This is a genomic window from Bradyrhizobium sp. USDA 4474 (assembly GCF_054057515.1).
Genome location: NZ_JBSRZJ010000002.1, coordinates 4,264,644 through 4,290,693 on the forward strand (window position 1 = coordinate 4,264,644; position 26,050 = coordinate 4,290,693).

A 26,050-nucleotide genomic window follows, 5' to 3' on the forward strand; every position below is an offset into this window, starting at 1 on the left:
GCCGGGGCTTCTGATGTTCGAACTGGGGCCTCAGCCCGCCGCTTTCGCCTCGCGGCGGCGCGCTGTGAGGATGTATTCGGTATAGCCGTTCGGCTGCTCGCGGCCTTTGAAGATGAGGTCGCAGGCGGCCTTGAAGGCGACGCCGTCGAAGGCCGGCGCCATCGGCTTGTAGATCGGATCGCCGGCGTTCTGCTTGTCGACGACGACAGCCATGCGCTTGAGCGATTCCATCACCTGCGCCTCGGTGATGACGCCCTGATGCAGCCAGTTGGCGAGGTGCTGACTGGAGATGCGCAATGTCGCGCGGTCTTCCATCAGGCCGACATCGTGAATGTCAGGCACCTTGGAGCAGCCGACGCCCTGGTCGATCCAGCGCACGACGTAGCCCAGAATGCCCTGGCAGTTGTTGTCGATCTCCTGCTTGACGTCATCGGGGGCCCAGTTCGACTTCGACACCGGAATGGTGAGAATGTCCGAGAGCTTTGCGCGCGGCCCGCCCTTGGTCAGCTCCTGCTGGCGTGCGATGACGTTGACCTGGTGGTAGTGCAGCGCGTGCAGCGTCGCCGCGGTCGGCGAGGGGACCCAGGCGGTTGTGGCGCCGGCCTGCGGATGGCTAAGCTTCTGCTGCAGCATGTCGGCCATCTTGTCGGGGGCAGCCCACATGCCCTTGCCGATCTGGGCATGGCCGGGAAGGCCGTCGATCAGGCCCATGTCGACGTTCCAGTCCTCATAGGCCTTGATCCAGGCCTGCGCCTTCATCTCGTTCTTGCGGATCATCGGACCCGCTTCCATCGAGGTGTGGATCTCGTCGCCGGTGCGGTCGAGGAAGCCGGTGTTGATGAACATGATGCGCTTCGAGGCGCGCTGGATGCAGGCCTTGAGGTTGACGGTGGTGCGCCGCTCCTCGTCCATGATGCCGACCTTGAGCGTGTTCTCAGGCAGGCCCAGCATCTTCTCGACGCCATCGAAGATCTCGCAGGTGAACGAGACCTCGTCCGGGCCGTGCATCTTCGGCTTGACGATATAGGCCGAGCCGGTGCGGCTGTTCTTGACCTTGGAGTTGCCCTTGAGGTCGTGGATCGCGAGCAGGCCGGAGACGGCGGCGTCGAGTAGCCCTTCTGGCACTTCCACGCCGTTCTCGTCGAGCACCGCGTCGGTGAACATGTGGTGACCGCAATTGCGCATCAACAGCAGGCTGCGGCCGTGCAGCTTCACTTCGCCCTTGCCGTCAGGCGTCTTGTAGCTGCGGTCGGCGTTGAGCGATCGCGTCAGCGTCTTGCCGCCTTTTTCGAAGTCGGCCGACAGCGTGCCGTTCATCAGGCCGAGTGTATTGCGATAGACCAGCACCTTGTCCTCGGCATCGACGGCGGCGACCGAGTCTTCCATGTCGAGGATGGTCGACACGGCTGATTCCATGATCATGTCGGCGACGCCGGCCGGGTCGTCCTTGCCGATCGCGCTGCTGCGGTCGATCTTCACTTCGACATGCAAGCCGTTGTTGACGAGCAGCACGGCGCTCGGCGCGGCCGCATCGCCCTGGAAACCGGCGAATTGCGCGGCGCTCTTCAGCGCGGTGGCGTTGCCGCTCTTCAGCTTCACGGCGAGCTGGCCCGCGACGACGCTATAGGCGGTGACGTCGGTGTGGCTGCCGGTCGCCAGCGGCACGGCGGCGTCGAGGAACGCTTTTGCTTTCGCGATCACCTTGTCGCCGCGGGCCTTGTTGTAGCCCTTGCCACCCTCGGATGGGTCATGCGGGATCGCGTCGGTGCCGTAGAAGGCGTCATAAAGCGAGCCCCAGCGCGCATTTGCCGCGTTCAGCGCATAACGTGCATTGGTGAGCGGCACGACGAGCTGCGGGCCGCAGATCTTGCCGATCTCCTCATCCACATTGGCGGTCTCGACCTTCTGTGTCGCCGGCTCCGGAACGAGATAGCCGATCTCCTTCAGGAAGGCGGTGTAGGCGTTGAGGTCGAATGCCTTGCCCTTGTGGGCCCGGTGCCAGTCGTCGATCTTGGCCTGCAGCTGATCACGGACAGCGAGCAGCGACCGGTTCTTCGGCCCCAACTCCCTGATGAGGCCCGCCACCCCGGCCCAGAACGCATCCGGCGCGATCCCGGTTTTCGGGGCGGCTTCCTTGGCGATGAAATCGAAAAGGACGGGGGCGATCTTCAATCCGTGGGCGTCAACGCGTTTCATGATGGTCTTTCTTGTTGGAAATGGCTGTTTTGGCTGCTTTTGACCCGCCAGCAGCAAAATGCGCCCGCGAGAGGCGGCTTTCGGGACCTATTAGCCCCAAAATCGGGGCGGTGAGAAGACCCCCGGCGGATTGTCAAAATGTCAAGGAGAGGTGGAGTGCCGCGCAACCTGTCATTCCCCGCGAAAGCGGGGAATCCAGCACGGCACGGCATCCCCGTATCCCAATGCTGTCTCTGGAACATTGGTCGCCCGGTCAAGCCGGGCGACGACCGCTGGGGTAGGACCGCCTCAAATATTCGCGGCGAGGTCCACGACTTCGTCGAACAGTACGCCCGATGTCTTCAGCATCTGTTCGATCTCATCCGCCGCTTCGGCGACTGTCCGTGTCGACGTATCGATCACGAGCTCGGCCGCTTCCGGCGCCTCGTAGTCGTTGCCGATACCGGTGAACGACGCCAGTGCACCCGCGCGGGCTTTCTTGTAGTGGCCCTTGGGGTCGCGCTCCTCGCAGATCTCGGCCGGCGTCGCGACATGGATCTCGCGGAACGCGGCGTCGGCGATGCGGCGCGCGGTGGCGCGATCCTCGCGCGCCGGGGAAACCGCGGCGACGATGGCGATATGGCCGTTCCGCGCCAGATGCGTCGCGACCTCGGCGAGACGGCGGATGTTCTCACTGCGATCGGCGGCAGAGAAGCCGAGATCGCCGTTGAGCCCGGCCCGCAGCGTGTCGCCGTCGAGCAGGATCGGCGAGCCGCCATTGGTGAACAGCCGCCGCTCCAGCGCCTTCGCCAAGGTCGACTTGCCGGAGGCCGGCAGGCCGGTGAGCCAGACGACCGCGCCGTTGTGTTGATAGCGCGCGGAGCGTTCGTCGGGACGGAGTGCGGATTCTACCGGAACGATGTCGACCGGCACGGCGCGCTGCCCGGCATCGACCGACAGCACCAGGCCGCCGCCGGCGATGCGCCCTGACACCTCGATCACGAGGCGGCCGGTGCGCGGATTCTCGGTATAGGGATCGGCTGCAATCGGATTGGACAGGGAGATATCGATCTCGCCGACATGATTACGGCCGATCGCCTTGTTCTCGCGGCTCTCGAGCTCGCCGGGATCGACCGCCTTTTCGATGGCCACCACGGTGGCCCGGCTTTCCTTCGGCCCCGAGCGGACCAGGATCTGGTCGCCCTTGGCGAGCGGCTTGTCGTGCAGCCAGAAGATGCGCGCGCGGAGCCGCCGCGTCTCGCGCGGGGCAGCGTTGGTGTGTGCGATGATGTCGCCGCGCTCGATGAACAATTCGCGGTCGAGCGTGATGCCGACCGACCGGCCGGCGCCCTGGCGCGTTGCGACCGGCGTCACCGGCCAGCTCTCGACCGTCTTGATCTTGGCGATCTTGCCGGCCGGCATGATCACGATCTCGTCGCCGGCAATCAGGCTGCCGGATTCGATGCGGCCGGCGACGATGCGGCGATCGTCGAACTTGTAGATCGCCTGCACCGGCAGCCGCAGCGCCAAGGCTTCCAGCGGTCGCGCCGGCTCGAGCCGATCGAGCGCTTCAACCACGGTCGGTCCCTTGTACCAGCCGATGCGGTCGGTGCGCTCGGCGACGCCGTCGCCGTCGCGCGCGGAGATCGGGATCACGGCGGCCGGCGTCACGCCGAGGCCGTTGAGATGCGCCGAAATCTCGTCGCTGATCTCCTTGAAGCGATCGGCGCTGAAATCGACGCGGTCCATCTTGTTGACCACGACAGCGACCTGCTTCACGCCGAGCAGATGCAGGAGATAGCCGTGACGCCGGGTCTGGTCGCGCACGCCTTCGAGTGCGTCGATGATCAGCACCGCGCCGTCGGCCTGCGACGCACCGGTGATCATGTTGCGCAGGAATTCGGCGTGGCCGGGCGCGTCGATCAGCACGATGTCGCGCGAATTGGTGCGAAAGCGGATCTGCGTGGTGTCGATGGTGATGCCCTGGTCGCGCTCGGTCTGGAGCGCATCGAGCAGGAACGACCATTCGAACGGCATGCCGCGCCGCGCGCTGACGGCCTTCAGCATTTCCAGCTTGCCGTCCGGCAGGCTGCCGGTCTCATGCAGGAGGCGGCCGACCAGCGTCGACTTGCCGTGGTCGACATGGCCGACGATGACGATGCGGACCTGCGGACGCGTGGTCCCGTTGGGCGTAGCGGACGAAGAGGGGGTGACGATCATGTTCATGGCCGTGATGCGTCCTTGAATCAGAGATAGCCGGCGACGCGCAGGCGCTCGAAAGCATCCTCGGTCTCGTGGTCGAGCGCACGGCCGGCACGCTCCGGCACCTTGGTCTGCTCGAGTTCGGCCAGGATCTCGTCGATGCTGGATGCTGTTGAAGCAACCGGATTGGTGATGTCCTGATCACCCAGCGAGCGATAGCGCTTGCCGTCCTTGGCGAGATACAGCGGGATGATCGGGATGTTCTCACGCTTGGTATAGGCCCAGATGTCCGCCTCGGTCCAATGCAGGATCGGGTGAATGCGCAAATGCGCCCCCTGCGGCGGCGATGCGTTGAAATGATCCCAGAACTCCGGCGGCTGATCGCGGACGTCCCAATTGCCTTCGAGGCCGCGCGGCGAGAACACGCGCTCCTTGGCGCGGGTGGCTTCCTCGTCGCGTCGAATGCCGGCAATCAGGCCGTCGAAGCCGTATTTCGCCAGCGCCATCTTGAGACCTTCGGTCTTGCGCGCGGCGGAACGGGCGGCCGGGGGCAGCGTGGGGTCGACGGCATCGATGGGCGGGCAGGGCTCGACGCGCAGGTCGAGCTCCCACTCCTTGCCGTAATGATCGCGAAAGCGATACATCTCCGGAAATTTCTTGCCGGTGTCGACATGAAGGGCCGGGAATGGCAGGCGCCCGAAGAACGCCTTGCGCGCCAGCCAGATCATGACATTGGAGTCCTTGCCGAGCGACCACAGCAGGGCGATCTTCTTCAGACGGCCGAAGGCCTCGCGGAAGATGTAGATGCTCTGCGCCTCAAGCTGATCGAGATGGTCCATGCTGGGTGCGGCATCAGCAGAAAAATCTTGCGCGTTCACGCGCTCGACGAGAGCCGGGTTGTCCAGCCTGTCCGCAGCGGAATTGTCCTTGAGAAGATGCATCTCTGCCACTTTGCGTTTGGAGGCGAAAATTCTATAGTTGCACCGCAGAAGAGAAGAAAAAATTTTCTCTTTACGCGCTCGAAACGACACATATATAGAAAATAATTCCAGTCAACCCCGTATGTGGGGCAAGCGAGTATCGAATGCGGTTCTTGCCGGTGTTCCTCGATCTCAGTAGCGGTCCAGTGGTCCTCATCGGCGCGGGTGAGCTTTTGCGCGCAAAATTGCGCGTGCTCGCTTCTGCCGGTGCGCGCGTCCGCGTGCATGCGATCGATGGCAATCGGGACCTGGGTCTGAATTCAGGCGACAGTGCGCGTATCGAGATCGCGACCGGCGATCCGCTCACATCTGATCTTGCCGGTGTCATCGCGATCGTCTGCGCGGGTGCAGGCGATGTCGGCGTTGCGATGTCGGCCCGCGCAAAATCGCTCGGCCTGCCCGTCAACGTCATGGACGATCTCGACCATTCCAGCTTCATCTTTCCGGCGATCGTCGATCGCGGCGATGTCGTGGTCGCGGTCGGCACCGGCGGAACGTCGCCGGTGGTGGCACGGCGCGTGCGCGAGAAGATCGAGGCGCTGCTGCCCTCGCGCATCGGCGAGCTGGCCGAGTTCATCGGTGGCTTCCGCAGATCCATCAACGAGCGCATCGCCGAGTTTCCGCTGCGCCGTCGCTTCTGGGAGCGCGTGATCGACGGCCCGATCGGCGCCGCCGTGCTGGCCGGCCGCAACGGTGAGGCCGATACTGCACTCAAGGCGATCTCCGATCCCTCGGCCTTCGCGCGCGCCGACAAGCCTGAAGGTTCGGTCGCGCTGGTTGGCGCCGGCCCCGGCGATCCCGATCTTCTCACCATCAAGGCGCTGCGCGCGTTGCAGGATGCCGACATCGTCTTCCACGACGAGCTGGTCTCCGCGGAAATTCTCGACCGCATCCGGCGCGACACCGCGCGCGTTGCGGTCGGCCGCCGCGTCGGCAAGCCCGGCATCGGCCAGGATGCCATCAACAAGCGCATGATCGAGGCCGCGCAAGCGGGGCAGCGCGTGGTGCGGCTGAAGGGCGGTGATCCCTTCGTGTTCGGCCGCGGTGGCGAAGAGGTGGAGGCGCTGCGCGCCGCCGGCATCGCCTATTCGATCATTCCGGGCATCACCGCCGGGCTCGGCGGCGCCGCCGATTTCGAGGTGCCGCTGACCTACCGTCATGAAGCCACCCGCATCACCTTCCTCACCGCGCACAAGGCGCGCGACGCGGAGACCGTCGACTGGTCGACGCTGACCGACACGAAAATGACCGTCGTTGTCTACATGGGCATGACAGCCGCGCCCGCTATTCGTGCCGGCCTGTTCGCCGCCGGCCGTTCGCCGGAGACGCCGGTCGGCGTGTTTGCCCGCGTCACCCGACCCGATGCGCAAGGCGCGATCGGCACGCTACGCGACTTGCCCGAACTTGTGCGGCAGACCAGTGGCGGTCCTGCCATCCTCATCATCGGCGACGTGGTCCGGCATGCCGGCTCGCTTCGCCGTCAATCCCCAAAGCAAATCATCTCTGACCTATTGGATGCAGCCGAATGACCTCCCCGCTCGAACAGAAGAAGATCAAGATCGCCGGCCCCTCGGTGGTGACCGCCAACCGCACCTGGGACGGCATCGTGGTGTACCGCACCGCCGCCAAGGGCTGGTCCGCGGAGCTCTCGGAAGCTGCGATCGTGCGCAACTCCGATGAAGCGAAAGCCTTGCTCGCCGAATCCGTCGCTGATGACCTCGGCGCCGTTGGCCCCTATATCGCTCCGGTGCAGGTTGGCGCGGACGGCAAGATCGAACCGGGCAATCTGCGCGAACAGATCCGCCGCACCGGTGTGACCATCGGACAGCAGGCCCAGGCTTAAGGCATTTTCTTATGTACGCTTACGACGAAATCGATCGCACGCTCGTCAACGAGCGCGTCTCGGAGTTCCGCGACCAGGTGAAGCGCCGCCTCTCCGGCGAGCTCACCGAGGACGAGTTCAAGATCCTGCGCCTCCAGAACGGCGTCTATCTGCAACTGCACGCCTACATGTTCCGCGTCGCGATTCCCTACGGGACGCTGTCGACGAACCAGTTGCGGGCACTCGCCCATGTCGCGCGCAAATACGACCGCGGCTACGGCCATTTCACCACACGGCAGAACATCCAGTTCAACTGGATCAAGCTCGCCGAGCTGCCGGATGCGCTGGCCGATCTTGCCAAGGTCGGTATCCATGCGATGCAGACCTCCGGCAACAACATGCGCAATGTCACCTCGGACCAGTGGGCTGGCGTTGCACCCGGCGAGATCGAGGATCCACGGATCTGGTCGGAGCTGATCCGCCAGCACACGACCCTGCATCCGGAATTCTCGTTCCTGCCGCGCAAGTTCAAGATCGCGATCACCGCCTCGGAGCATGACCGCGCCGCGATCAAGATTCACGACATCGGGCTCAAGCTGATCAAGAACGAGAAGGGCGAGACCGGCTTCGAGGTGCTGGTTGGCGGCGGTCTCGGCCGCACGCCGTTCATCGCCAAGACCATCAAGCACTTCGTCCATGGCCGCGATATCCTCAGCTATATCGAGGCGATCCTGCGCGTCTACAATCAGTACGGCCGCCGCGACAATATCTACAAGGCACGCATCAAGATCCTGGTGCACGAGCTCGGCATCGAGAAATTCTCGCGCGAGGTCGAGGAGGAGTGGCAGCACATCCGCAATTCCTCGCTGCAGATCGACGACGAGGTGATCGAGGACATCCGCTCGCGCTTCACTTATCCCGCTTACGAGAAGCTGCCGCACATGCCGGACGAGCTGCGTCAGGCCGCGGCCGATCCCGACTTCGAGGCTTGGCGCAAGAACTCGGTGGCGCCGCACAAGGCCCAGGGTTACTCCATCGTCACCATTTCGCTGAAGCCGATCGGCAAGCCTCCGGGCGATGCCACGGCCGAGCAGATGGATGCGCTGGCCGATCTCGCCGACAGATATTCCTTCGGCGAGATCCGCGTCGGCCATGAGCAGAATTTGGCGCTGCCGCACGTCGCCAAGCGCGACCTGCCGGCGCTGTGGAAGGCGCTCGACAAGCTTGGGCTGGCGACGCCGAACGTCAATCTGATCACCGACATCATCGCGTGCCCGGGTCTCGACTATTGCTCGCTGGCGAACGCGCGCTCGATCCCGATCGCGCAGGAGCTGACGCGGCGTTTCGCGAACCACGAGCTTGCCAATCTGATCGGGCGTCTGCACATCAATATCTCCGGCTGCATCAACGCCTGCGGCCATCACCATGTCGGCCATATCGGCATTCTCGGCGTCGAGAAGAACGGCGAGGAGGTCTACCAGATCACCATCGGCGGCCGCGCTGACGAAGGGGCTGTGCTCGGAACGCTGATCGGTCCCGGCGTGAAATTCGACGAGGTCGCGGACGTGATCGAGGACGTCGTGGAGGCCTATCTGGCGCTGCGCGAGCGGCCCGAAGAACTGTTCATGGACACGGTGAAGCGCCTCGGCGTCGAGCCCTTCAAGGAGCGCGTCTATGCCACTCGTTAACGGCGGAAAAATCGTCGACGACAGCTTCGTCAAGCTCGCCGTCGATACGCCGCTGCCCGTGAGCGGCGACATCCTGGTGCCGGCCGAACGTTTCATCGGCGAGGCCGACGCGCTGCTCGAGCGTCCGGGCAAGGTCGGCGTGATCTGGCCGAACAACCGCGACATCGACGAGCTCGTGCCCTATCTCGGCAAGGTCGCGACCGTCGCGCTGGTGTTTCCGACCTTCCGCGACGGGCGCGCCTACAGCCAGGCGCGGCTGCTGCGCGAGCGGCACAATTATCGTGGCGACTTGCGCGCCACGGGCCAGATCCTGCGCGACCAGTTCGTTTTCATGCTGCGCGCCGGCTTCGATTCCTTCGAGGTGAAGAAGCAGGCCGACGCGGAAGCCTTCATGCAGACCGCGAAACGCTATTCGGTGTTCTACCAGCCGACCGGAGACGGCCGGATTACGGCGCTGCACCGGCGCATGCAGCTGCGCCACTCCGAAGGAGTCGGCACATGAACGCCATCGCGCCCCAGGTCGCGTCCGTTTCAACGCTGCCTTCGGCGGCGGAGCTCGATCGTGCCTTGCGCGATGCTTCGCCTGCCGAAGTCATCGCTGCCGCGCTGAAGGCGGTTGGTCGTGACAAGCTCGCGCTGGTGTCGTCTTTCGGCACGGAATCGGCGACGCTGTTGAAGGTGATGGCGGATGTCGATCCGGCGATCCCGGTGATCTTCCTCGACACCGGCTGGCTGTTCGAGGAGACGCTGGCCTATCGCGATACGCTGATCGCGATGCTGGGCTTGAAGGACGTGCGCTCGATCAAGCCAGCCGAGGAGGCGCTGTCGCGCGAGGATCCCGACCGCGAGCTCTGGTTTTCCGATCCCGATGCCTGCTGCCGCATCCGCAAGGTGGAGCCACTGGCGCGTGCGCTGAAGCCGTTCGATGCCTGGCTCAATGGCCGCAAGCGCTTCCAGGGCAATGCGCGCGCCGACATTCCGGTCGTCGAGGACGATGGCGCACGGTTGAAGTTCAATCCGTTCGCCAATGTCTCGCGCGAGGAACTCGAGGCGATTTTCGTCCGCGCCAGATTGCCGCGTCACCCGCTTGTCGTATCCGGTTTTCGCTCGGTCGGGTGTATGCCTTGCACGAGCAGAACAGCCGAAGGCGAGGACGAGCGCGCGGGGCGCTGGCGCGGCCGTGCCAAGACAGAATGCGGCATTCATACGATGAAGGGTTCGTAGCACAGTCGCGCTGCGAGCCTGCGAACAAGAAAATCCGCTTCCGTTGACTTGAGAGCGTTTCGCCACGAGTTTCGCCTGCATGCCTTCGTCGACATCGATGTCGTCGAAGTGAATGGAGATGGACATGATGCGCCGTATCGCTCCGCTCGCTGCAGGACTTCTCTGGGCAAGCTCGGCTCTCGCTGCTGATATCAACCTGTTGAACGTGTCGTACGATCCGACGCGCGAGCTCTATGCCGGATTTCAACAAGGCGTTCGCCAACGCCTACCAGAAGGAGACCGGCAAGAGCGTCGAGATCAAGCAGTCGCATGGCGGCAGCGGCTCACAGGCGCGCGCCGTGATCGATGGCTTGCAGGCCGACGTGGTGACGCTCGCACTCGCCTACGACATCGACGCCATCGCCGGCAAGGGCCTCATCGCGGCCGACTGGCAGAAGCGGCTGCCGCAGAATTCATCGCCCTACACGTCGACCATTGTGTTCCTGGTGCGCAAGGGCAATCCGAAGGGCATCAAGGACTGGGACGACCTGCTCAAATCAGGCGTTGCCGTGATCACGCCGAACCCGAAGACGTCAGGCGGCGCGCGCTGGAACTATCTCGCGGCCTGGGGCTTCGCGCAGAAGAAATACGGCTCCGCCGACAAGGCCAAGGAGTTCATCGGCAAGCTCTATCAGCAGGTACCGGTGCTCGACACCGGCGCGCGGGGCGCCACGGTGACCTTCGTCGAGCGCGGCGTCGGCGACGTGCTGCTCGCCTGGGAGAACGAAGCTTATCTTGCGCTGAAGGAATTCGGCCCGGAGAAATTCGAGATCGTGGCGCCGCCGCTGTCGATCTTGGCGGAGCCGCCGGTCGCCCTCGTCGACAAGGTCGCGGACAAGAAGGGCACCCGCAACGTCGCCGATGCCTATCTCCAGTATTGGTACACGAAGGAAGGTCAGGAGATCGCCGCGCGCAATTTCTACCGTCCGCGCGATGCGGAAATCGCCAAGAAGTATGAAAATTCCTTCGCCAAGGTCGAGCTATTCACCATCGATGACGTTTTTGGTGGTTGGACCAAGGCGCAGAAAGACCATTTTGCCGACGGCGGCATCTTCGATCAGATCTACAAGAACTGATGGGGCGCCGTCGGAGCGGCTTTGGCAGGGGGCCTGGTGAGCGCAATCGCAGCACGACGCCGGACATTGCCGGGCTTCGGTCTCACGATGGGACTGACGCTGACCTGGCTCTCTGTCGTTATCCTGATTCCGCTCGCCGGGCTGTTCCTGAAATCCACCGAACTCAGCCTTGATCAGTTCTGGGCGATCGTCTCCAGCCGTCGCACCCTGAATGCGTTGCGCGTCTCCTTCGGTCTGGCTTTTGCTGCCGCCTGCGTCAACCTCGTGATGGGCAGCATCATCGTCTGGGCGCTGGTGCGTTATCGTTTCCCCGGTCGGCGAATCTTCGATGCCATCGTTGACGTACCCTTCGCATTGCCGACGGCGGTGGCCGGCGTCGCGCTGACCTCGCTGTTCGCCGAGAAGGGTTGGCTGGGTGCGCCGCTCGCCGCGCTCGGCATCAAGGTGGCGTTCACGCCGCTCGGCATCTTCGTCGCCATGATCTTCATCGGCATTCCCTTCGTTGTCCGCACCGTGCAGCCGGTGCTCCAGGATATCGACGCCGAAATCGAGGAAGCCGCTGGCAGCCTTGGCGCCAGCCGCTGGCAGACCATCATTCGCGTGATCCTGCCGTCGCTCGCGCCCGCGCTGCTTACGGGACTTGCGCTGGCCTTCGCGCGCGCGGTCGGCGAATACGGCTCGGTGATCTTCATCGCCGGAAATCTGCCCAACGTCTCCGAGATCGCGCCGCTCTTGATCGTGATCCGTCTCTCCGAATTCCGCTATGCCGACGCGACTGCGATCGCCGTGGTCATGCTCGTCGTCTCCTTCGTCATCATCTTCGCGGTGAACCGGTTGCAGCGCTGGGCGCAGGACCGGGTCCCGGTGCGTTGAGGTGGATGCGATGACGATGCAGATCGCAGATTCTGTCCCGCTCTCCGCCCCCAATGCCAGGACCCGTGCGCATGCGGCAGCCGCGCGCAACAATCTCCGCACCGAGCCGAAGGCGGTGCGCATCGCCATCATCACGCTGGCGGTATTATTCCTCTCCGTCTTCGTCGTACTGCCGCTGGTCCTGGTGTTCGCGCAGGCCTTCTCGAAGGGCATCCTCGCCTATTTCGCCGCGCTCGCCGAGCCCGAGGCGCTGGCGGCGATCAAGCTGACGCTCGTGGTGGCGGCGATCTCGGTCAGCCTCAATCTCGTCTTCGGTCTGGTCGCCGCCTGGGCGATCGCCAAGTTCGAATTCACGGGCAAGACCTTCCTGATCACGCTGATCGACCTGCCGTTCTCGGTGAGCCCCGTCATCTCCGGCCTCGTCTTCGTGCTGCTGTTCGGCGCGCAGGGCTATTTCGGCGGCTGGCTGCGCGACCACGACATCCAGATCCTGTTTGCGGTGCCCGGCATCGCGCTCGCCACCACCTTCGTGACGTTCCCGTTCGTGGCGCGCGCACTGGTCCCCTTGATGCAGGAGCAGGGCACGCAGGAGGAAGAGGCTGCGATCTCGCTCGGCGCCTCCGGCCTGCAAACCTTCTTCCGCGTCACGCTGCCCAACATCAAATGGGGCGTGCTCTATGGCGTGCTGCTCTGCAACGCCCGCGCGATGGGCGAGTTCGGCGCGGTCTCGGTCGTCTCAGGTCATATCCGCGGCGAGACCAACACCATGCCGCTGCTGGTCGAGATCCTTTACAACGAGTATCAGTTCGTCGCGGCCTTCGCGATCGCCTCGCTGCTCGCGATGCTGGCCCTGATCACGCTGGTCGCCAAATCCATTCTCGAACGCCACCTCGACGAAGGGCACGACGTCAATGACCATTGAAGTCAAAAATCTCGTCAAGAAGTTCGGCAGCTTTGCCGCGCTTGACGGCGTCGATCTCAAGGTCGCCGACGGCGAGCTGCTCGCCCTGCTCGGCCCGTCCGGCTCCGGCAAGACCACGCTGCTGCGGATCATCGCCGGCCTCGACTGGCCTGATTCCGGCGAGGTCGCTTTCAATGGCGAGGACGCGCTGGCGCAGGGCGCGCGCGAGCGCCACGTCGGCTTCGTGTTTCAGCATTACGCGCTGTTCCGTCATATGAGCGTGTTCGAGAACGTCGCATTCGGCCTGCGCGTGCAGCCGCGCGCGATCCGCAAGGACGAAGCGACGATCCGCACGCGCGTCAAGGAGCTGCTGGATCTCGTACAACTCGACTGGCTCGCCGACCGCTATCCGAGCCAGCTCTCCGGCGGTCAGCGCCAGCGCATTGCGCTTGCCCGGGCGCTCGCAATCGAGCCGCGAATCCTGCTGCTCGACGAGCCGTTCGGCGCGCTCGATGCCAAGGTGCGCAAGGAGCTGCGCAAATGGCTGCGCTCGCTGCATCACGAGATCAACGTCACCTCGATCTTCGTCACTCACGACCAGGAAGAAGCGCTGGAAGTCGCCAACCGCGTCGTGGTCATGGACAAGGGCAGGATCGAGCAGATCGGCTCGCCCGACGACGTCTACGAGAGGCCGGCGACCGCCTTCGTGCATGGCTTCATCGGCGAATGCATCGAGCTGCCGGTCCATGTGGCCGAGGGCGCGGTGCGGCTCGGCGACCGCCCGCTCAATCTTGCGGCGGACGGGCTTGCGCCTGGCGCGTCAAAACTGTTCGTGAGGCGACATGACATGCTGGTCGGCCCGCCCGGCTCGGGCGCCTTCGAGGGCGCGGTTCAACATGTCCGCAATTTCGGCCCGGTGCAACGGGCCGAGGTCGCACTGTCGGGTGGCGAGACCATCGAGATCGATGCACCCCGCGACCGGGAACTGCGCGCTGGCGACACGATCGGTCTAAACCCTCGCCGCTACCGGATATTTGCGGGCGCCTGAGCCGTCTCAAAGGCTCGAATTTTCCTCAAAATTCACCTTTCAGCCACGGTTGGTATGCAACAACGGCCCCTCATTTGGGGGCCCCTGAACATGCGCGCTGCGGCCGCAATTCTCATCATTTTGCTTCTCGCCGGCTGTGCCGGCAACGAAGCGCCGGTCCAGCAGCCGTCGATGTATGCCGACATGTCGGTGCCGGGCGCCAAGCTCGATGCGCCGGCCGCCGCGATCATGATCTCGCAATACCGCCAGAACAACGGCCTCGGCACCGTCGAGGTCGACCCTGAATTGATGCGGCTCGCCGAATCCCAGTCCAACGCCATGGCCGCCGCCAACAAGATGGACCATGACGTCCGTGCGCCCCTGGGCAAGCGCCTTGCCGCCGGCGGCTATCCCGCGACCGTGGCGGTCGAGAACATTTCGGCCGGCTATCATACGCTGGCGGAAGCCTTTTCCGGCTGGCGCGACTCGCCGCCCCATCGCGCCAACATGCTCAAGAGCGGTGTCACAAAATTGGGCATAGCGGCGAGCTATGCTCCAGGCACCAAGTACAAGGTGTTCTGGACCATGATCCTGGCCTCGACCGACCCCAGATAAGCCAGACTTGATCCCGGGATGCATTGACGCCGCGGCGAAACTGTCGCCACGGTGGCTCGCCTTTTGCTATTAGTCCCACATGACAGATCACAGCCCGGAAGTCGCAACAGTCCCCGCGAAGGCGCAGCGCGTCCTGGTTCTCCAGGGCGGCGGTGCGCTCGGCTCCTATCAGGCCGGTGCCTATCAGGCGCTCTGCCATTTCGATTTCGAGCCGGAATGGGTGGCCGGCATCTCGATCGGCGCGGTCAATGCCGCCATCATCGCCGGCAATGAGGGCCAAACCCGCGTCAAGCGGCTCAAGGAATTCTGGGAGATGGTGTCCGCGCCGGTGCCGTGGAAGCCGATCGGGAAGAGCGACCACGGCCGCGAGCTGTTCAATTCCACCAGCGCAGCGCTGATCGCGACCTTCGGCGTGCCCGGCTTCTTCGTCCCGCGTGTGCCGCCCGCGCCGCTCTGGCCGCCGGGGAGCAAGCAGGCCGAGAGCTATTACGATACCGCGCCGCTGAAGAAGACGCTGGAGCGGCTCGTCGACTTCGACCGTATCAATGATCTCAAGACCCGCCTGTCGGTCGGCGCCGTCGGTGTCACCTCCGGCAATTTCAAATATTTCGACAATTACGAGTTCAAGAAGCTCGGCAAGAAGATTGGCCCAGAGCACATCATGGCGTCGGGTGCGCTGCCACCGGGCTTTCCGTCCGTGGTGATCGACGGGGAGCATTATTGGGATGGCGGCATCGCCTCCAACACGCCGCTCGACTTCGTGCTCGATGCCGAGATCGACCGCGACCTCCTGATCTTCCAGGTCGACCTGTTCAGCGCCCGCGGCGACCTCCCGACCTCGCTGCTCGAGGCGACCGAGCGCGAGAAGGACATCCGCTTCTCCAGCCGCACGCGGATGAACACCGACAAGAACAAGCAGGTGCACAACACCCGCAAGGCGCTGCGCGCGCTGATCGACAAGCTGCCCGATTTTCTGAAGAACGATCCCTCGGTCGAGATCCTCAACAAGGCGGCCCGCGAGAGCACGATCACGGTGGTGCACCTGATCTATCGCAGCAAGAATTATGAATCCTCGTCCAAGGACTACGACTTCTCGCATGTCGCGATGATCGAGCATTGGGAAAGCGGCGTGCGCGACGTGCATCTGTCGATGCGCCACAAGGATTGGCTCGAGAGGCCGCAGTCCGGCGAGACCATGGTCACTTACGATCTCACGGGGGACGTCACTGCGCCCCCGCCACAAAGGAGCGAATAACATGGGTACACTCTCAGGCAAGAATGCCGTCGTGACAGGATCCACCAGCGGCATCGGACTTGCGTATGCGCGCGCTTTCGCCGCCGCCGGCGCCAATGTCGTCATCAATGGCTTCGGCTCGCCCGAGGATATCGAGAAGGAGCGCTCCAAGATCGAGTCCGATTTCGGCGTGAAGGCGGTCTACTCGCCCGCCGACATGACCAAGCCGGCCGAGATCGCCGGGATGATCGCGCTCGGCGAAAAATCGTTCGGCTCGGTCGATATCCTCGTCAACAATGCCGGCATCCAGTTCGTCTCCCCGATCGAGGAATTCCCGCCGGAGAAGTGGGACCAGATCATCGCGATCAACCTGTCCTCGGCCTTCCATGCGATCCGCGCCGCCGTCCCCGGCATGAAGAAGAAGGGCTGGGGCCGCATCATCAACACCGCCTCGGCGCATTCACTGGTTGCCTCGCCCTTCAAGTCGGCCTATGTGTCGGCCAAGCATGGCATCGCCGGCCTGACCAAGACCGTGGCGCTTGAGGTTGCGACCAGCAAGATCACCTGCAACTGCATCAGCCCTGGCTATGTCTGGACGCCGCTGGTCGAGAAGCAGATCCCCGATACGATGAAGGCCCGCAACCTCACGCGCGAGCAGGTCATCAACGACGTGCTGCTCGATGCGCAACCGACCAAGGAGTTCGTGACCTCCGAGCAGGTCGCAGCGCTCGCGTTGTTCCTGTGCAGCGACGATGCCGCGCAGATCACGGGTACCAATTTGTCGATCGACGGCGGCTGGACCGCGGAGTAAGGGCGCCGTTATCGTGGGGTGGGTTAGGCGAAGCCGTAACCCACCTCGTCTATTTCCACAGAGACAGGAGTGGTGGATTACGCCTTCGGCTAATCCACCCTACCATACCGAGGACGAGGCGGCAGCCCCACGCCTCAATGGCTCCAGGCCAGCGCCGTCACGATGGCGGATTGCACGTTCAGCTCGGTGAACATGATCTTGCTCGCGACCACCACGAGGACGCTGGCGAGCGCCACGCGCAGCACCGTCTCCGGCACGCGCGTCGCGCTGTAGCTGCCGATGACGATGCCGGGCAGCGAGCCCAGCAGCAGCACGCCCATGAGACCCCAGTCGACGGAGCCGAGCACCCAGTGGCCAATGCCGGCCACCAGCGTCAGCGGCACGGCGTGCGCGATGTCGGAGCCGACGATGGTCGCCATCGGCAGCCGCGGGTAGAGCAGCAGCAGCACGGTTACGCCGACCGCACCGGCGCCCACCGACGAAATCGAGACCAGCACGCCGAGCACGATGCCGGTAATGATGGTCGCAATCATCGTGGTGCGCTCGCCGACCTGCTCCATGCGGCGGCGATAGCGCTCCATGATCGAATTGCGGAAGATCAGCGACGTCGCGGTCAGCAACAGCGCAAAGCACAGCACGAGGTTGACCAGATTGCGTTCGGTATCGCCTCGAAGATCGAGCTTCCACAGCACCAGCAGCGTCAAAGCGCTCGCCGGAATGCTGCCGCAGGCCAGCCGCAGCACCGCCGGCCAGTGCACGCTACGCGACCAGCCATGCACCACGCTGCCGCCGGACTTGGTGGTTGCGGCATAGAGCAGGTCTGTGCCGACGGCCGTGGTCGGGTGGATACCGAACAGCAGGATCAGGAGCGGCGTCATCAACGAGCCGCCTCCCACGCCGGTCAGCCCGACGAGCAGGCCGACGCCAAAACCCGAGGCGACGTAAAGCGGATCAATCATGGCTGGGGAAATCTAGGTTTATCTCGTCAGTTGGGCAATATGACGTAGAATAAACTTTCCCCAGGGCGCAACCTGTTGGGTGGAATAAGAAAAATCGTGCTACAATCCGAAGATTGGCAGAAGTTTCGCTTTGTTCTGCGGCTTGGCGCGAAATAGTCCTTCCCCGCGTCAGCGACCGGGGACGGCGGCGCAGGACCTATTTACCAAACGCCAGCACGTGCAGCCCGAGCCGCTGCCGCACGATCCAGAACAGCAGCGCCGTCTCGAAGGTGAGCGAGATCGACGTCGCGGCCGCGGCGCCGTGGCCGCCGAAGCGCGGCACCAGCGCGATGCAGAGCACGACGTTCATCACGAACGCCAACGCGTAGGCCAGCGCGCAGATCTTCTGCTGCCCGAGCATGTTGAGCAGCCGCTCGACCGGCCCGATCGCAGAGCGGACGACCAATCCGACAGCGGCGACAAACATGATGTCGTAGCCGACAACGAATTGCGGTCCGAACAGCCAGAGCAGCGGCTTGCCGAGCGCAAGCAGCGCGGCGGTCGCGGCGAGCGAGGGCCAGAACGTCCAGGCGATGGCGTGCGCGACATAGGCCGACAGGCGCGCCTTGTCGCCGAGTGCGTTGTATTCGGCGAAGCGATGCGCCGTCGTCGCCGACATTGCGTAGTGGATGAACGACACCAGCGCCAGCGTCTTCACCACGGCGAAGTAGACGCCGACCTCGTCGGAGGGACGGAATTGCTGGAGCACCAGCACGTCGGTGTAAGACAAGAGCAGGTAAAAGCTCTCGACCAGCAGGATCGGCAGCGACACTGCAAGCCACCCCCTGATGTCGTAAGCCTTGGGGCCCGGCGCGATGCCGTCGGCGAGCTTGCGGTTCAGCACGACCATCTGCCCGGTCATGGCGATCCACACGGCGCCCGCGCTCGCGGCCATCGCGGCAACAGCGCCGAGATGATAGCCGAGCAGGAAGGCGCCGGCCGTGATGCCGATGATCAGCGCCTGGCGGATGATGAACTGCGGCATCAGGCCGAGTTGCATCCAGTCATGCGAGCGCGCGATGCCGTCCTGGGTGTTGGCGACGACGAAGGCCGGCAGGGTCATGCAGCCGATATAGAGCGGCAATTCCTCGCCCGGATCGATCCAGGACGACAGCAGCTTGACGATGCCGGCAAGGCCGAGCGACACCAGCGTCGAGACGGCGAGGGTGAGCCAGCGGCTGCCGGAGAGAAAGCCGCGCAGCAGCGCATGGTCGCCACTGGTGCGATATTCCGGAATGATCTTTTGCGCGGAGGCGGAGATGCCGAAGTCCATCATGCTGCCGAGCAGCAGCACCCAGGTCCAGACATAGACATAGATGCCGTAGTCCGACGTTCCCATCCAGCGCGCGAGCAGCACCTGCGAAAAATAGGCAAGCCCCGCGCTGATGACGCGAATGATGAAGATGGTGCCGGCCAGCCGCCGCGTCAGCGAGGCTTCGCTCGAGCCGCCGTTCAACCTGGCACGCAACCGCGCGATCAGCCCTGATGGTCCGGTCGTAGCGGGGTCTGCATCCATCACGGCCAAGTCGAAATCCCCAGGCGTCCCGCGTCTTGCGGTACCCCAAGGATTAGCAACCATTCCTTAAGATTCGGTTGGGTGTTACCAGCCCCGTCGTGGCGAAAGCCAGGACGATACCTAGTCCAAATTCGTATTGAACTCGTACGATTTCTCCGGCCCGACCAGCGTGAACTTCAGTGCTGCGCCGTCGGGCTTGACGCCCGGCGGCAGGCCGTCGAGTTCGAACGAAAATCGCTTCACGCCGGGCGGGCTATGCTCGACCGCGTCAGGAATGGGCAAAGACCATTCGGGACTCGGTCCTTCGACGAACAGATTGACCTTGCTGTTCTCGGGCGCGACGACATCGACCACCACGTTCTTCGGGCCGTCGCGCTTGACATCGCGGATGGTCAGCGGATTGGGATCGCCGATATTGGCGGGCTTCGGCACGGTGTCGAGCGCCGCGCGCAGATTGGCGTCTTCGGTCGACGCAACATTGTTGAAGCCGAGCTCGATATTGGCCTCGACGGGAATGCAGAGCTTTTCGCAGACGGCGTAATTGATCTCGGCACGCAGCGTCACAGTCTTGTCCGCGGCCTTGGCGACGATGCGCAAGGGCAGCACGATCTGGTCGTGATAGCCGATCGAATGGCCGCCTGCGCCGTCGTCGAATTTCAGCGGTGCCGGCCACATCACGGTCACTGCTTCGACATTGTCCGACTTCGAGAAGTCGAACCGCGGCGGAACACCGGAGTCGCCGGGCATGCGCCAGTAGGTTTTCCAGCCGGGCTGGAGCTGGAAAGCGATACCGCCGATCAGCACCGCGCCGGTCCGCGATCCCGCCAGCAACCGCACCGCGGAATGTCCGTCGCGCAGCCACGGCGACGCGTCGTCGGCATGGGCACCCATCGCCAATGACGACGCAATCAAGGTTGTCGCGACGCCGATCGCCGCATGCAAGGGAACTCTTGTCAACATGGCACGTCTTTACAAGGTCGCCCCGGGCCAAACCATTGAATTGCTTGTGATGGATGCACTCGATTCAAGTCTCTGCAAGCCTTGATTTGACACGGGATCGGCCCGACATCAGGATAGGAATTGAAACCGGAGTGCTTCACCGATGGCTCCCACAGGTAAACGGGCGGGCGAAAGCTCCCGCAGGGCAGGCCGCGCGCTCCCCAATTCGGCCGGTTATCTCGACGGCCGGCTCCTGATCGCGATGCCCGTGATGGGCGACTCCCGCTTCGAGCGCTCGGTGATCTATCTCTGCGCCCATTCGGCTGAGGGCGCGATGGGCATCATCGTCAACCATCCGGCCGGCAGCATCGATTTCCCGGAGCTGTTGGAGCAGCTCGGTATCATCAAGAAGGGCGAGCACATCAAGCTGCCGCAAAATGCCGAAAGCATGAAGGTGCTGGCCGGCGGCCCGGTCGACACCGGCCGAGGCTTCGTGCTGCATTCCAGCGATTTCTACATCGAGCACGCGACACTGCGGATCGACGACGGCGTCTGCCTCACCGCGACCGTCGACATCCTGCGCGCGATCGCCAACGGCTCCGGCCCCAAGCACGCCATCCTAGCGCTCGGCTATGCCGGCTGGGCGCCCGGCCAGCTCGAGACCGAGATCCAGAGCAATGGCTGGCTGCATTGCGACGCCGATGCGGATCTGATCTTCGGCGACGACGTCGACGAGAAATACGCTCGCGCCTTGCGCAAGATCGGCATCGATCCCGGAATGTTGTCGAACGAGGCCGGGCACGCGTAGTTGGTGCGGTAAACACAGCGCTGTCCTCCGGATCGGCGCTCCGCTTCGCTGCGCTTGTCAGGGACGACAGCGGGGTCTGGTGCGCCTTGCTACTCCGCCGCCTGTTGCTGCACCGTCAGCTCGGTTCCCGCCACCGTCGCCCTTCGCATGTCGCGCGGTTGCGATTGGTCGTAGCGGCGGACGCGGTGCATGGTCTGGCGGTTGTCCCACATCACGAGATCATGCAGCCTCCATTTGTGGACATAGACGAATTCAGGCTGCGTTGCGTGTTCGTTGAGGTCGCGCAGCAACAGCCGTCCCTCCGGCACGCTCATGCCGACAATCTTGCCGGCATGCGATGACAGATACAGCGACTTGCGCCGATGCACGGGATGGGTCCGCACCAGCCGCTGCAGCACCGGCTTGAACATGATCTTCTCCTCGTCGGTATATTCGGTGAAGCCGAGCGATCCGCGCGAATACATCAGTGAGTGCTCGCAGACGAGGTCTTCGATCTCGACCCGGGTCTCGTCGTCGAGCGCATCATAGGCCGCTCGCATATCGGCGAACTCGGTGTTGCCGCCCTTCGGGTTCACCACGCGCGCCGACAGCAGCGAGAATTTTGCCGGGATTGGGCGGAACGAGCTGTCGGAATGCCACAGGCAATTGCCGAGATTGAACAGATGCGCGCGGCTGTCCTTCGCCAGTGGCTTGCCGTCCTTGCCGAGATTGGAGACGTCGTTGAGGCCGGACTGGAGCCGGTAGTCCTTCTCCTTGGTCACGGTGCCGCCGCGCGCGTCCTCGCGCTGACCGAAGTTCAGCGCAAAAGCCATCTGCTGTTCGTCGGTGATGTCCTGGTCGTGGAAGACGAGCACCGCATATTTGTCCATGGCGGCCTCGACGTCGCGCGCCTCATCCGGTGTGAGAGGCTTTCGCAGGTCGAGGCCGGAAACCTCGCCGACAAAATGCTTCTGAAGCTGCCGGATGGCGATCGTCATGGTGTCTCTCCCGCGAACCGCGAGCGGTTGGGCCCGCTCTGCTGTCGAAAAAAGCTACTCCTGCGCTTGATGATGTCAACGCTCCCTGCGCATGGCTCTCACGCGTTTCGGGCCATCAGGCCACCATCGACAGGAATGACCGCACCGGTCAGAAACGCCGCCGCCGGAAGACACAGGCTCAGTGTCATATGCGCGACTTCCTCGGGATCGCCATAACGTCCGAGTGCGGTGCGGCGCTTGGCGTAGATGGTCTTGTGCTCCTCGGAGATGCGGTCGGTAATCGCGGTGCGGATCGGGCCCGGGCAGATGCAGTTCACGGTGATGCCCTCGCGGCCAAGCTCGACCGCGAGCGAGCGGGTGAGGCTCGCGACACCGCCCTTCGCGGCCGAATAGGGGCTGTGCAGCGCGGTGGCGCCGAGCGCCTCGGTCGAGGCGATGTTGACGATGCGCGGGGACTTCGACTTGCGCAAGTGCGGCAGCGCGGCGCGGATGACGCGCGGATGCGCCGTCAGCATCACAGCGATGCCCTTGGCCCAGGCATCTTCGTAACCTTCATCATCGATCGCGACGCGCACGGAGATGCCGGCATTGTTGACGAGGACATCGAGGCCGCCGAAATGCGCCGCGACATCCTTGACCACGCGCTTGATCTCGCCACCATCGGCGACGTCGAGCTTCCACGGTTGCGCCGAACCACCGCTCGCCGCGATCTCCTTCGCAACCGCATGTGCCCCTTGCTTGTCATAGTCGGTGACGGCAACGTTGGCGCCTTCAGCCGCAAACACGCGCGCGGTCGCGCGTCCCATGCCGCTTGCCGCGCCGGTGACGAGAACGGTCAGGCCTTTCACTGAGCGGCTGAGCTCTTTGAATCCGGACATGCTGTTTCCTCGCAATCTCTTGCTTCTTGTTATGAGATTGACGAGGCTGGCATCGGTCCCCAGACAGGTCAAACAAGCAAAACAGTCAAACAAGCACAGCAAAAGGAGAGGCTGCGATGGCGAACGAGCTCGATTTCTCTGGCAAGCAACTGCTGGTCGTCGGTGGTTCCAGCGGTATCGGCAACGGCATCGCGCAGGCCTTTCGCGCGAGGGGCGCCGATGTTGCGGTGTGCGGCACGCGCGCTCGCGCAGCCGACTACCAGGAGGAGGAGGGCTCCGATCTCACGGGTCTTGCCTATACGCAGCTCGACGTCAGCGACCCCGGTGCGGTCGAAGCGTTCAAGCCGTCATTCGAGAAGCTCGATATCCTGGTGCTCGCGCAGGGCGCGGTGCTCTATCGCCGTGACGAATTCGAGATGACGGGCTTCCGCAGGGTCGTCGAGGTCAATCTGATGAGTCTGATGGCGTGTGCGACGCGCTTTCATTCCATGCTGCGGCATTCCGGGGGCGCGCTGATCATGGTGTCCTCGACTGCGGCGTACCATTCCACCATGGGCAATCCCGCCTACAATGCGTCGAAGACCGGCGCGGTCGGATTGACGCGGACCTTGGGCGAGGCGTGGGCCGAGGACGGCATCCGCGTCAACGGCATCGCGCCCGGCCTTGTCGACACCAAGATGACGAAGGTGACGACCGACAATCCCAAGCGGCTCGAAGCCGCATTGTCACGCATTCCGCTGCGGCGATTGGGCACGCCCGCCGACATGGCGGGCGCCGCGCTGTTTCTGGCCTCGCCGCTGTCGTCGTACATGATCGGACAGACGCTCGTGGTCGATGGCGGGCTCATTCTCTGAGCCAAACTCTCGGTGGCCGTGGAACTGCGCTCCTCCTGATCGGTTACATGGGCAGACCCCCGAGGAGGAGCATCATGGACAAGGACAGGATCGTCGGATCGGCCAAGGAATTCGCTGGACGCGCAGAAGGCGCGGTCGGTGATCTCGCTGGCGATGGGCAGACCCAGGCGTCGGGCAAGGCCCGCGAAGCGGCCGGCACCGTGCAGAATCTCTACGGCCAGGCCAAGGACGCCGTGCGTGATGCGGCGGACACGGCCACCAGTTACGCCAAGGATGCCTATGACAACAGCGGCGAGACCTTCCGGGATGGCTCCAAGGCCATCGCGCAGAAGGTGCAGGACAACCCGCTCGGCGCGCTGCTCGTTGCGGGCGGCATCGGCTTCGCGCTCGCGCTCCTGATGTCGCGCCCCGCCCGTCGACCGCCACCGCGCTGGCCCTATTACCGCTGAACGATAAACACTGCTCTCGTGCCCCGGAACGCGCTGCAGCGCCAAAGCGCTGCTGCGCTGAGCCGGGGCCCGTTCTTTTGTGATGTTGTGAGAGGCTGGGTCCCGGCTGTGTCGCATCACCAAGAGGTGCTGCGCCGCGTCGGGGACACGGAGCCGATTACCGAATCACTTCCGCCGCCCGCCCGACATTGCCCGGGGGACGCGGGATCGCAGGATTCGGGTTCCGCGGCGCAGGCGCCAGTTGACGCGGCGCGGGCTGTGGCGAGCCGAAGCCGAAGAAATCGCGCAAGGATGGCGCGGCCTGTGCCGGCTGTTGCGGCGGCGCGGGCTTCTTCGCTGCGGGAGGCTTGGGCGGGGCGATCGCGGCGGGCGTGCCGGGCGCGACGGCGGCCGCAGCGCCGCCATCAGGCGTCGTTGCCGCCATTGGTGTGTCGCCCTTGGCCTGCTCGCGGCCGACTTCGCGGCGCGGCCAGGCATAATCGTCAGCACGGCCGGCGGGCGCGGCCAGCGGCTCGCCCTTGACCAGCGTTCTTGCGGCGAGCGCATCGACGGCGGCGGGGCGCGTGCCCGGTCCGCCCAGCAATTGATCGGTCGAGATCGAGGCTGCGACCAGGGGCACGATCGGCCCGGCCAGCGGCCGCGGCGCGGGCTTGCCGGGCTCGGCGTTGGTGTCGGGCGTTGCGGGCTCGCTCGGCAGCGCGATCGGGCCGGAACGTCCGGCCAAGAGGCGCGTGATTTCGCGCTCGACGTAGTGGGCAAGTTTTCGCGCGCCCGGCCTGGTGAAGTAGACGCCATCATAGCTGCGCAACTGGCGGATCTGGCCTTCGAAGTCGGGGCCCTTCTGCAGGAAGCGGCCGGCTTCGTCGACGAAGCCGTCCCAGACGTCGACATAGGTGATGCCGGCCTTGGCTGCGCCCTCGCGGTAGAGCGAATCCAGGAACAGCATGTCGGCGGTGCCCTTCGGCCCGCGAATCGCAGGCAGGCCGACCCAGAGCACCGGTACGCCCTTGGCCTTGAGGACGTTCGCAAGCTCCTCGATCTTCTTGCTGTACAGCTCGACCCAGTGGTCGTCGCGGAATTCGTAGACGCCGTTCGGGTTGCGTGCGGTCTTTTCGGGCGCGGCGACCGGCGCGTCGGCGTTGTCGGCGTCGTCCTGCGGCAGGTCGGGGTCTGCTGCCGCCTTGTCATCGGCTGCTGTGGTATCGGACTTCGCGGTATCGGACTTGGCGGTATCGGACTTGGCGACATCGGACTTGGCGTCGCCCGGTTTTGCGTCACCCTTTCCTTGCGGCTTGCCGCGCGCGCCTTTGTCGTTCTTCTTGTCGGCAGGCTTGTCGGATTTGTCGACCGTTTCGCGGATCGCGATGCGGTCGTTGAGGCCGAGCATGACAACGATGACGTCAGGCTTCTCGGTTTCGAGGATGCCCTTCGCGGCCGCCGCCCAGTCCGAGGGTTCACCCTTCGGCTGGTACTTGATCAGGCCTGACGTTGTCCTGTGCTTGCGGATCACGCCCATGTCGGGCTGCTCGGCGTAGGCGTCCTCTAAGCCATAGGCGAGCCAGTCGGCCATGGCGTCGCCGATCACCAGCACGTTCTTGTCGGCAACCGTCTCGCGCTTGGCCGGAGCCGGGGCGCGCGAAAAATCCTGGCGCGGGGCCTGTGGCTGCTGCTGCTGCTGGAATGGCGCGAAAAAGTCGCCGCCGAACCAGCCGCCACCACGTTGTGGCGGCGGTGCCGACCGCTGCGGCGGCGGCCTGCCGAAGCCGGGGAAGCTGAAGAACTGTGCGGAAGCCGGTCCCGCGACCCCGATCATGATCGCAAGCGCGGTCCCCAGCGCGATCAGCGGGCCGGTCTCGGTCAGCGCCTTGAAAAAGGATTTTGGCTTCGACATGCGATCTCGGGCGCGCGCAAGGGTCTGGAGACAGATCGATATAATAACGGAATCGGGCGCCAAACGGGCAAGT

Annotated in this window: 23 protein-coding genes and 1 pseudogene; 15 read left to right on the top strand and 9 right to left on the bottom strand. The window is 64.3% G+C overall.

The genetic code is table 11. The features are described from left to right. Window positions 1-30: 30 nt before the first annotated feature. The 3 genes from ACVW16_RS22035 to cysD all read right to left on the bottom strand — a co-directional run bounded on the left by ACVW16_RS22035 (window position 31) and on the right by cysD (window position 5,216). Window positions 31-2,196, bottom strand: coding sequence for a malate synthase G (locus ACVW16_RS22035; protein ID WP_456736291.1), 2,166 nt, complete (start codon window positions 2,194-2,196; stop codon window positions 31-33). A gap of 288 nt (window positions 2,197-2,484) precedes the next feature. Next, window positions 2,485-4,401, bottom strand: coding sequence for an adenylyl-sulfate kinase (gene cysC, locus ACVW16_RS22040; protein ID WP_456736290.1), 1,917 nt, complete (start codon window positions 4,399-4,401; stop codon window positions 2,485-2,487). A 20-nt stretch (window positions 4,402-4,421) separates the two neighbouring features. Next, window positions 4,422-5,216, bottom strand: a complete 795-nt coding sequence (gene cysD, locus ACVW16_RS22045; protein WP_456705148.1) for a sulfate adenylyltransferase subunit CysD — start codon at window positions 5,214-5,216, stop codon at window positions 4,422-4,424. A gap of 245 nt (window positions 5,217-5,461) precedes the next feature. Here cysD and cysG point away from each other — a divergent pair, with 245 nt between their 5' ends. The 12 genes and pseudogenes from cysG (at window position 5,462) to ACVW16_RS22105 (ending at window position 16,667) form a co-directional block, all read left to right on the top strand. Next, window positions 5,462-6,886, top strand: a complete 1,425-nt coding sequence (cysG, locus tag ACVW16_RS22050; protein WP_456736289.1) for a siroheme synthase CysG — start codon at window positions 5,462-5,464, stop codon at window positions 6,884-6,886. Beyond that, complete coding sequence (locus ACVW16_RS22055) at window positions 6,883-7,200, top strand: DUF2849 domain-containing protein (RefSeq protein ID WP_456701226.1); 318 nt, start codon at window positions 6,883-6,885, stop codon at window positions 7,198-7,200. Before cysG ends, ACVW16_RS22055 begins: the two co-directional genes overlap by 4 nt. A gap of 11 nt (window positions 7,201-7,211) precedes the next feature. Then, on the top strand, window positions 7,212-8,867 hold the full coding sequence (locus tag ACVW16_RS22060) for a nitrite/sulfite reductase (protein WP_456701227.1): 1,656 nt from the start codon (window positions 7,212-7,214) through the stop codon (window positions 8,865-8,867). Next, window positions 8,854-9,369, top strand: coding sequence for a DUF934 domain-containing protein (locus ACVW16_RS22065; RefSeq protein ID WP_456736288.1), 516 nt, complete (start codon window positions 8,854-8,856; stop codon window positions 9,367-9,369). The genes ACVW16_RS22060 and ACVW16_RS22065 overlap by 14 nt, the downstream gene beginning before the upstream one ends. Further along, window positions 9,366-10,091 carry a phosphoadenylyl-sulfate reductase gene (locus tag ACVW16_RS22070; RefSeq protein ID WP_456736287.1) on the top strand — a complete coding sequence of 242 codons (726 nt, stop codon included), beginning with the start codon at window positions 9,366-9,368 and terminating at the stop codon, window positions 10,089-10,091. Before ACVW16_RS22065 ends, ACVW16_RS22070 begins: the two co-directional genes overlap by 4 nt. Before the next feature lie 112 nt (window positions 10,092-10,203). Continuing rightward, window positions 10,204-11,206 (top strand): annotated as a pseudogene (locus ACVW16_RS22075) (sulfate ABC transporter substrate-binding protein). 36 nt (window positions 11,207-11,242) lie between these two features. Next, window positions 11,243-12,079 (top strand): sulfate ABC transporter permease subunit CysT, encoded by an 837-nt coding sequence (gene cysT, locus ACVW16_RS22080; RefSeq protein ID WP_456736285.1) that lies wholly within the window; start codon window positions 11,243-11,245, stop codon window positions 12,077-12,079. 10 nt (window positions 12,080-12,089) lie between these two features. Then, window positions 12,090-13,001, top strand: a complete 912-nt coding sequence (gene cysW, locus ACVW16_RS22085; protein WP_456736284.1) for a sulfate ABC transporter permease subunit CysW — start codon at window positions 12,090-12,092, stop codon at window positions 12,999-13,001. Further along, entirely contained in the window at window positions 12,991-14,028 is a 1,038-nt protein-coding gene (locus ACVW16_RS22090; RefSeq protein ID WP_456736283.1) for a sulfate/molybdate ABC transporter ATP-binding protein, read from the top strand. Before cysW ends, ACVW16_RS22090 begins: the two co-directional genes overlap by 11 nt. 90 nt (window positions 14,029-14,118) lie before the next feature. Next, the gene (locus ACVW16_RS22095) at window positions 14,119-14,622 is read left to right on the top strand and encodes a CAP domain-containing protein (protein WP_456701234.1); all 504 of its coding nucleotides are present in this window, start codon (window positions 14,119-14,121) and stop codon (window positions 14,620-14,622) included. A 79-nt stretch (window positions 14,623-14,701) separates the two neighbouring features. Then, window positions 14,702-15,877: a DUF3734 domain-containing protein gene (locus tag ACVW16_RS22100; protein ID WP_456701235.1), complete on the top strand. Its 1,176-nt coding sequence runs from the start codon at window positions 14,702-14,704 to the stop codon at window positions 15,875-15,877. 1 nt (window position 15,878) lies between these two features. Further along, window positions 15,879-16,667 (top strand): 3-hydroxybutyrate dehydrogenase, encoded by a 789-nt coding sequence (locus ACVW16_RS22105; protein ID WP_456701236.1) that lies wholly within the window; start codon window positions 15,879-15,881, stop codon window positions 16,665-16,667. Between the two features lie 134 nt (window positions 16,668-16,801). Here the strand turns inward: ACVW16_RS22105 and ACVW16_RS22110 are convergent, their stop codons facing one another. From ACVW16_RS22110 to ACVW16_RS22120, 3 genes are all read right to left on the bottom strand, one after another. Then, window positions 16,802-17,626 carry a sulfite exporter TauE/SafE family protein gene (locus ACVW16_RS22110; RefSeq protein WP_456802424.1) on the bottom strand — a complete coding sequence of 275 codons (825 nt, stop codon included), beginning with the start codon at window positions 17,624-17,626 and terminating at the stop codon, window positions 16,802-16,804. 196 nt (window positions 17,627-17,822) lie between these two features. After that, window positions 17,823-19,190: a lipopolysaccharide biosynthesis protein gene (locus ACVW16_RS22115; RefSeq protein WP_456701238.1), complete on the bottom strand. Its 1,368-nt coding sequence runs from the start codon at window positions 19,188-19,190 to the stop codon at window positions 17,823-17,825. A 111-nt stretch (window positions 19,191-19,301) separates the two neighbouring features. Next, window positions 19,302-20,141, bottom strand: coding sequence for a protein-disulfide reductase DsbD domain-containing protein (locus tag ACVW16_RS22120; RefSeq protein WP_456736282.1), 840 nt, complete (start codon window positions 20,139-20,141; stop codon window positions 19,302-19,304). A gap of 142 nt (window positions 20,142-20,283) precedes the next feature. Between ACVW16_RS22120 and ACVW16_RS22125 the strand changes: the two genes are divergently transcribed. Then, window positions 20,284-20,928 (top strand): YqgE/AlgH family protein, encoded by a 645-nt coding sequence (locus ACVW16_RS22125; RefSeq protein ID WP_456701240.1) that lies wholly within the window; start codon window positions 20,284-20,286, stop codon window positions 20,926-20,928. An 89-nt stretch (window positions 20,929-21,017) separates the two neighbouring features. Here ACVW16_RS22125 and ACVW16_RS22130 read toward each other — a convergent pair whose 3' ends face one another. Next, a complete protein-coding gene (locus ACVW16_RS22130) occupies window positions 21,018-21,905 on the bottom strand; it encodes a TauD/TfdA dioxygenase family protein (RefSeq protein WP_456802425.1) in 888 nt (295 codons plus the stop codon). Between the two features lie 98 nt (window positions 21,906-22,003). Beyond that, window positions 22,004-22,783 carry an SDR family NAD(P)-dependent oxidoreductase gene (locus tag ACVW16_RS22135; protein WP_456736280.1) on the bottom strand — a complete coding sequence of 260 codons (780 nt, stop codon included), beginning with the start codon at window positions 22,781-22,783 and terminating at the stop codon, window positions 22,004-22,006. Window positions 22,784-22,899: 116 nt separating this feature from the next. Between ACVW16_RS22135 and ACVW16_RS22140 the strand changes: the two genes are divergently transcribed. Together ACVW16_RS22140 and ACVW16_RS22145 are read left to right on the top strand one after the other, a co-directional pair. After that, window positions 22,900-23,637 (top strand): SDR family NAD(P)-dependent oxidoreductase, encoded by a 738-nt coding sequence (locus ACVW16_RS22140; RefSeq protein WP_456736279.1) that lies wholly within the window; start codon window positions 22,900-22,902, stop codon window positions 23,635-23,637. Between the two features lie 74 nt (window positions 23,638-23,711). Then, the gene (locus ACVW16_RS22145; protein WP_456701244.1) at window positions 23,712-24,086 is read left to right on the top strand and encodes a CsbD family protein; all 375 of its coding nucleotides are present in this window, start codon (window positions 23,712-23,714) and stop codon (window positions 24,084-24,086) included. A gap of 157 nt (window positions 24,087-24,243) precedes the next feature. Here ACVW16_RS22145 and ACVW16_RS22150 read toward each other — a convergent pair whose 3' ends face one another. Continuing rightward, window positions 24,244-25,977 carry an SGNH/GDSL hydrolase family protein gene (locus ACVW16_RS22150; protein WP_456736278.1) on the bottom strand — a complete coding sequence of 578 codons (1,734 nt, stop codon included), beginning with the start codon at window positions 25,975-25,977 and terminating at the stop codon, window positions 24,244-24,246. Between the last annotated feature and the right edge of the window lie 73 nt (window positions 25,978-26,050).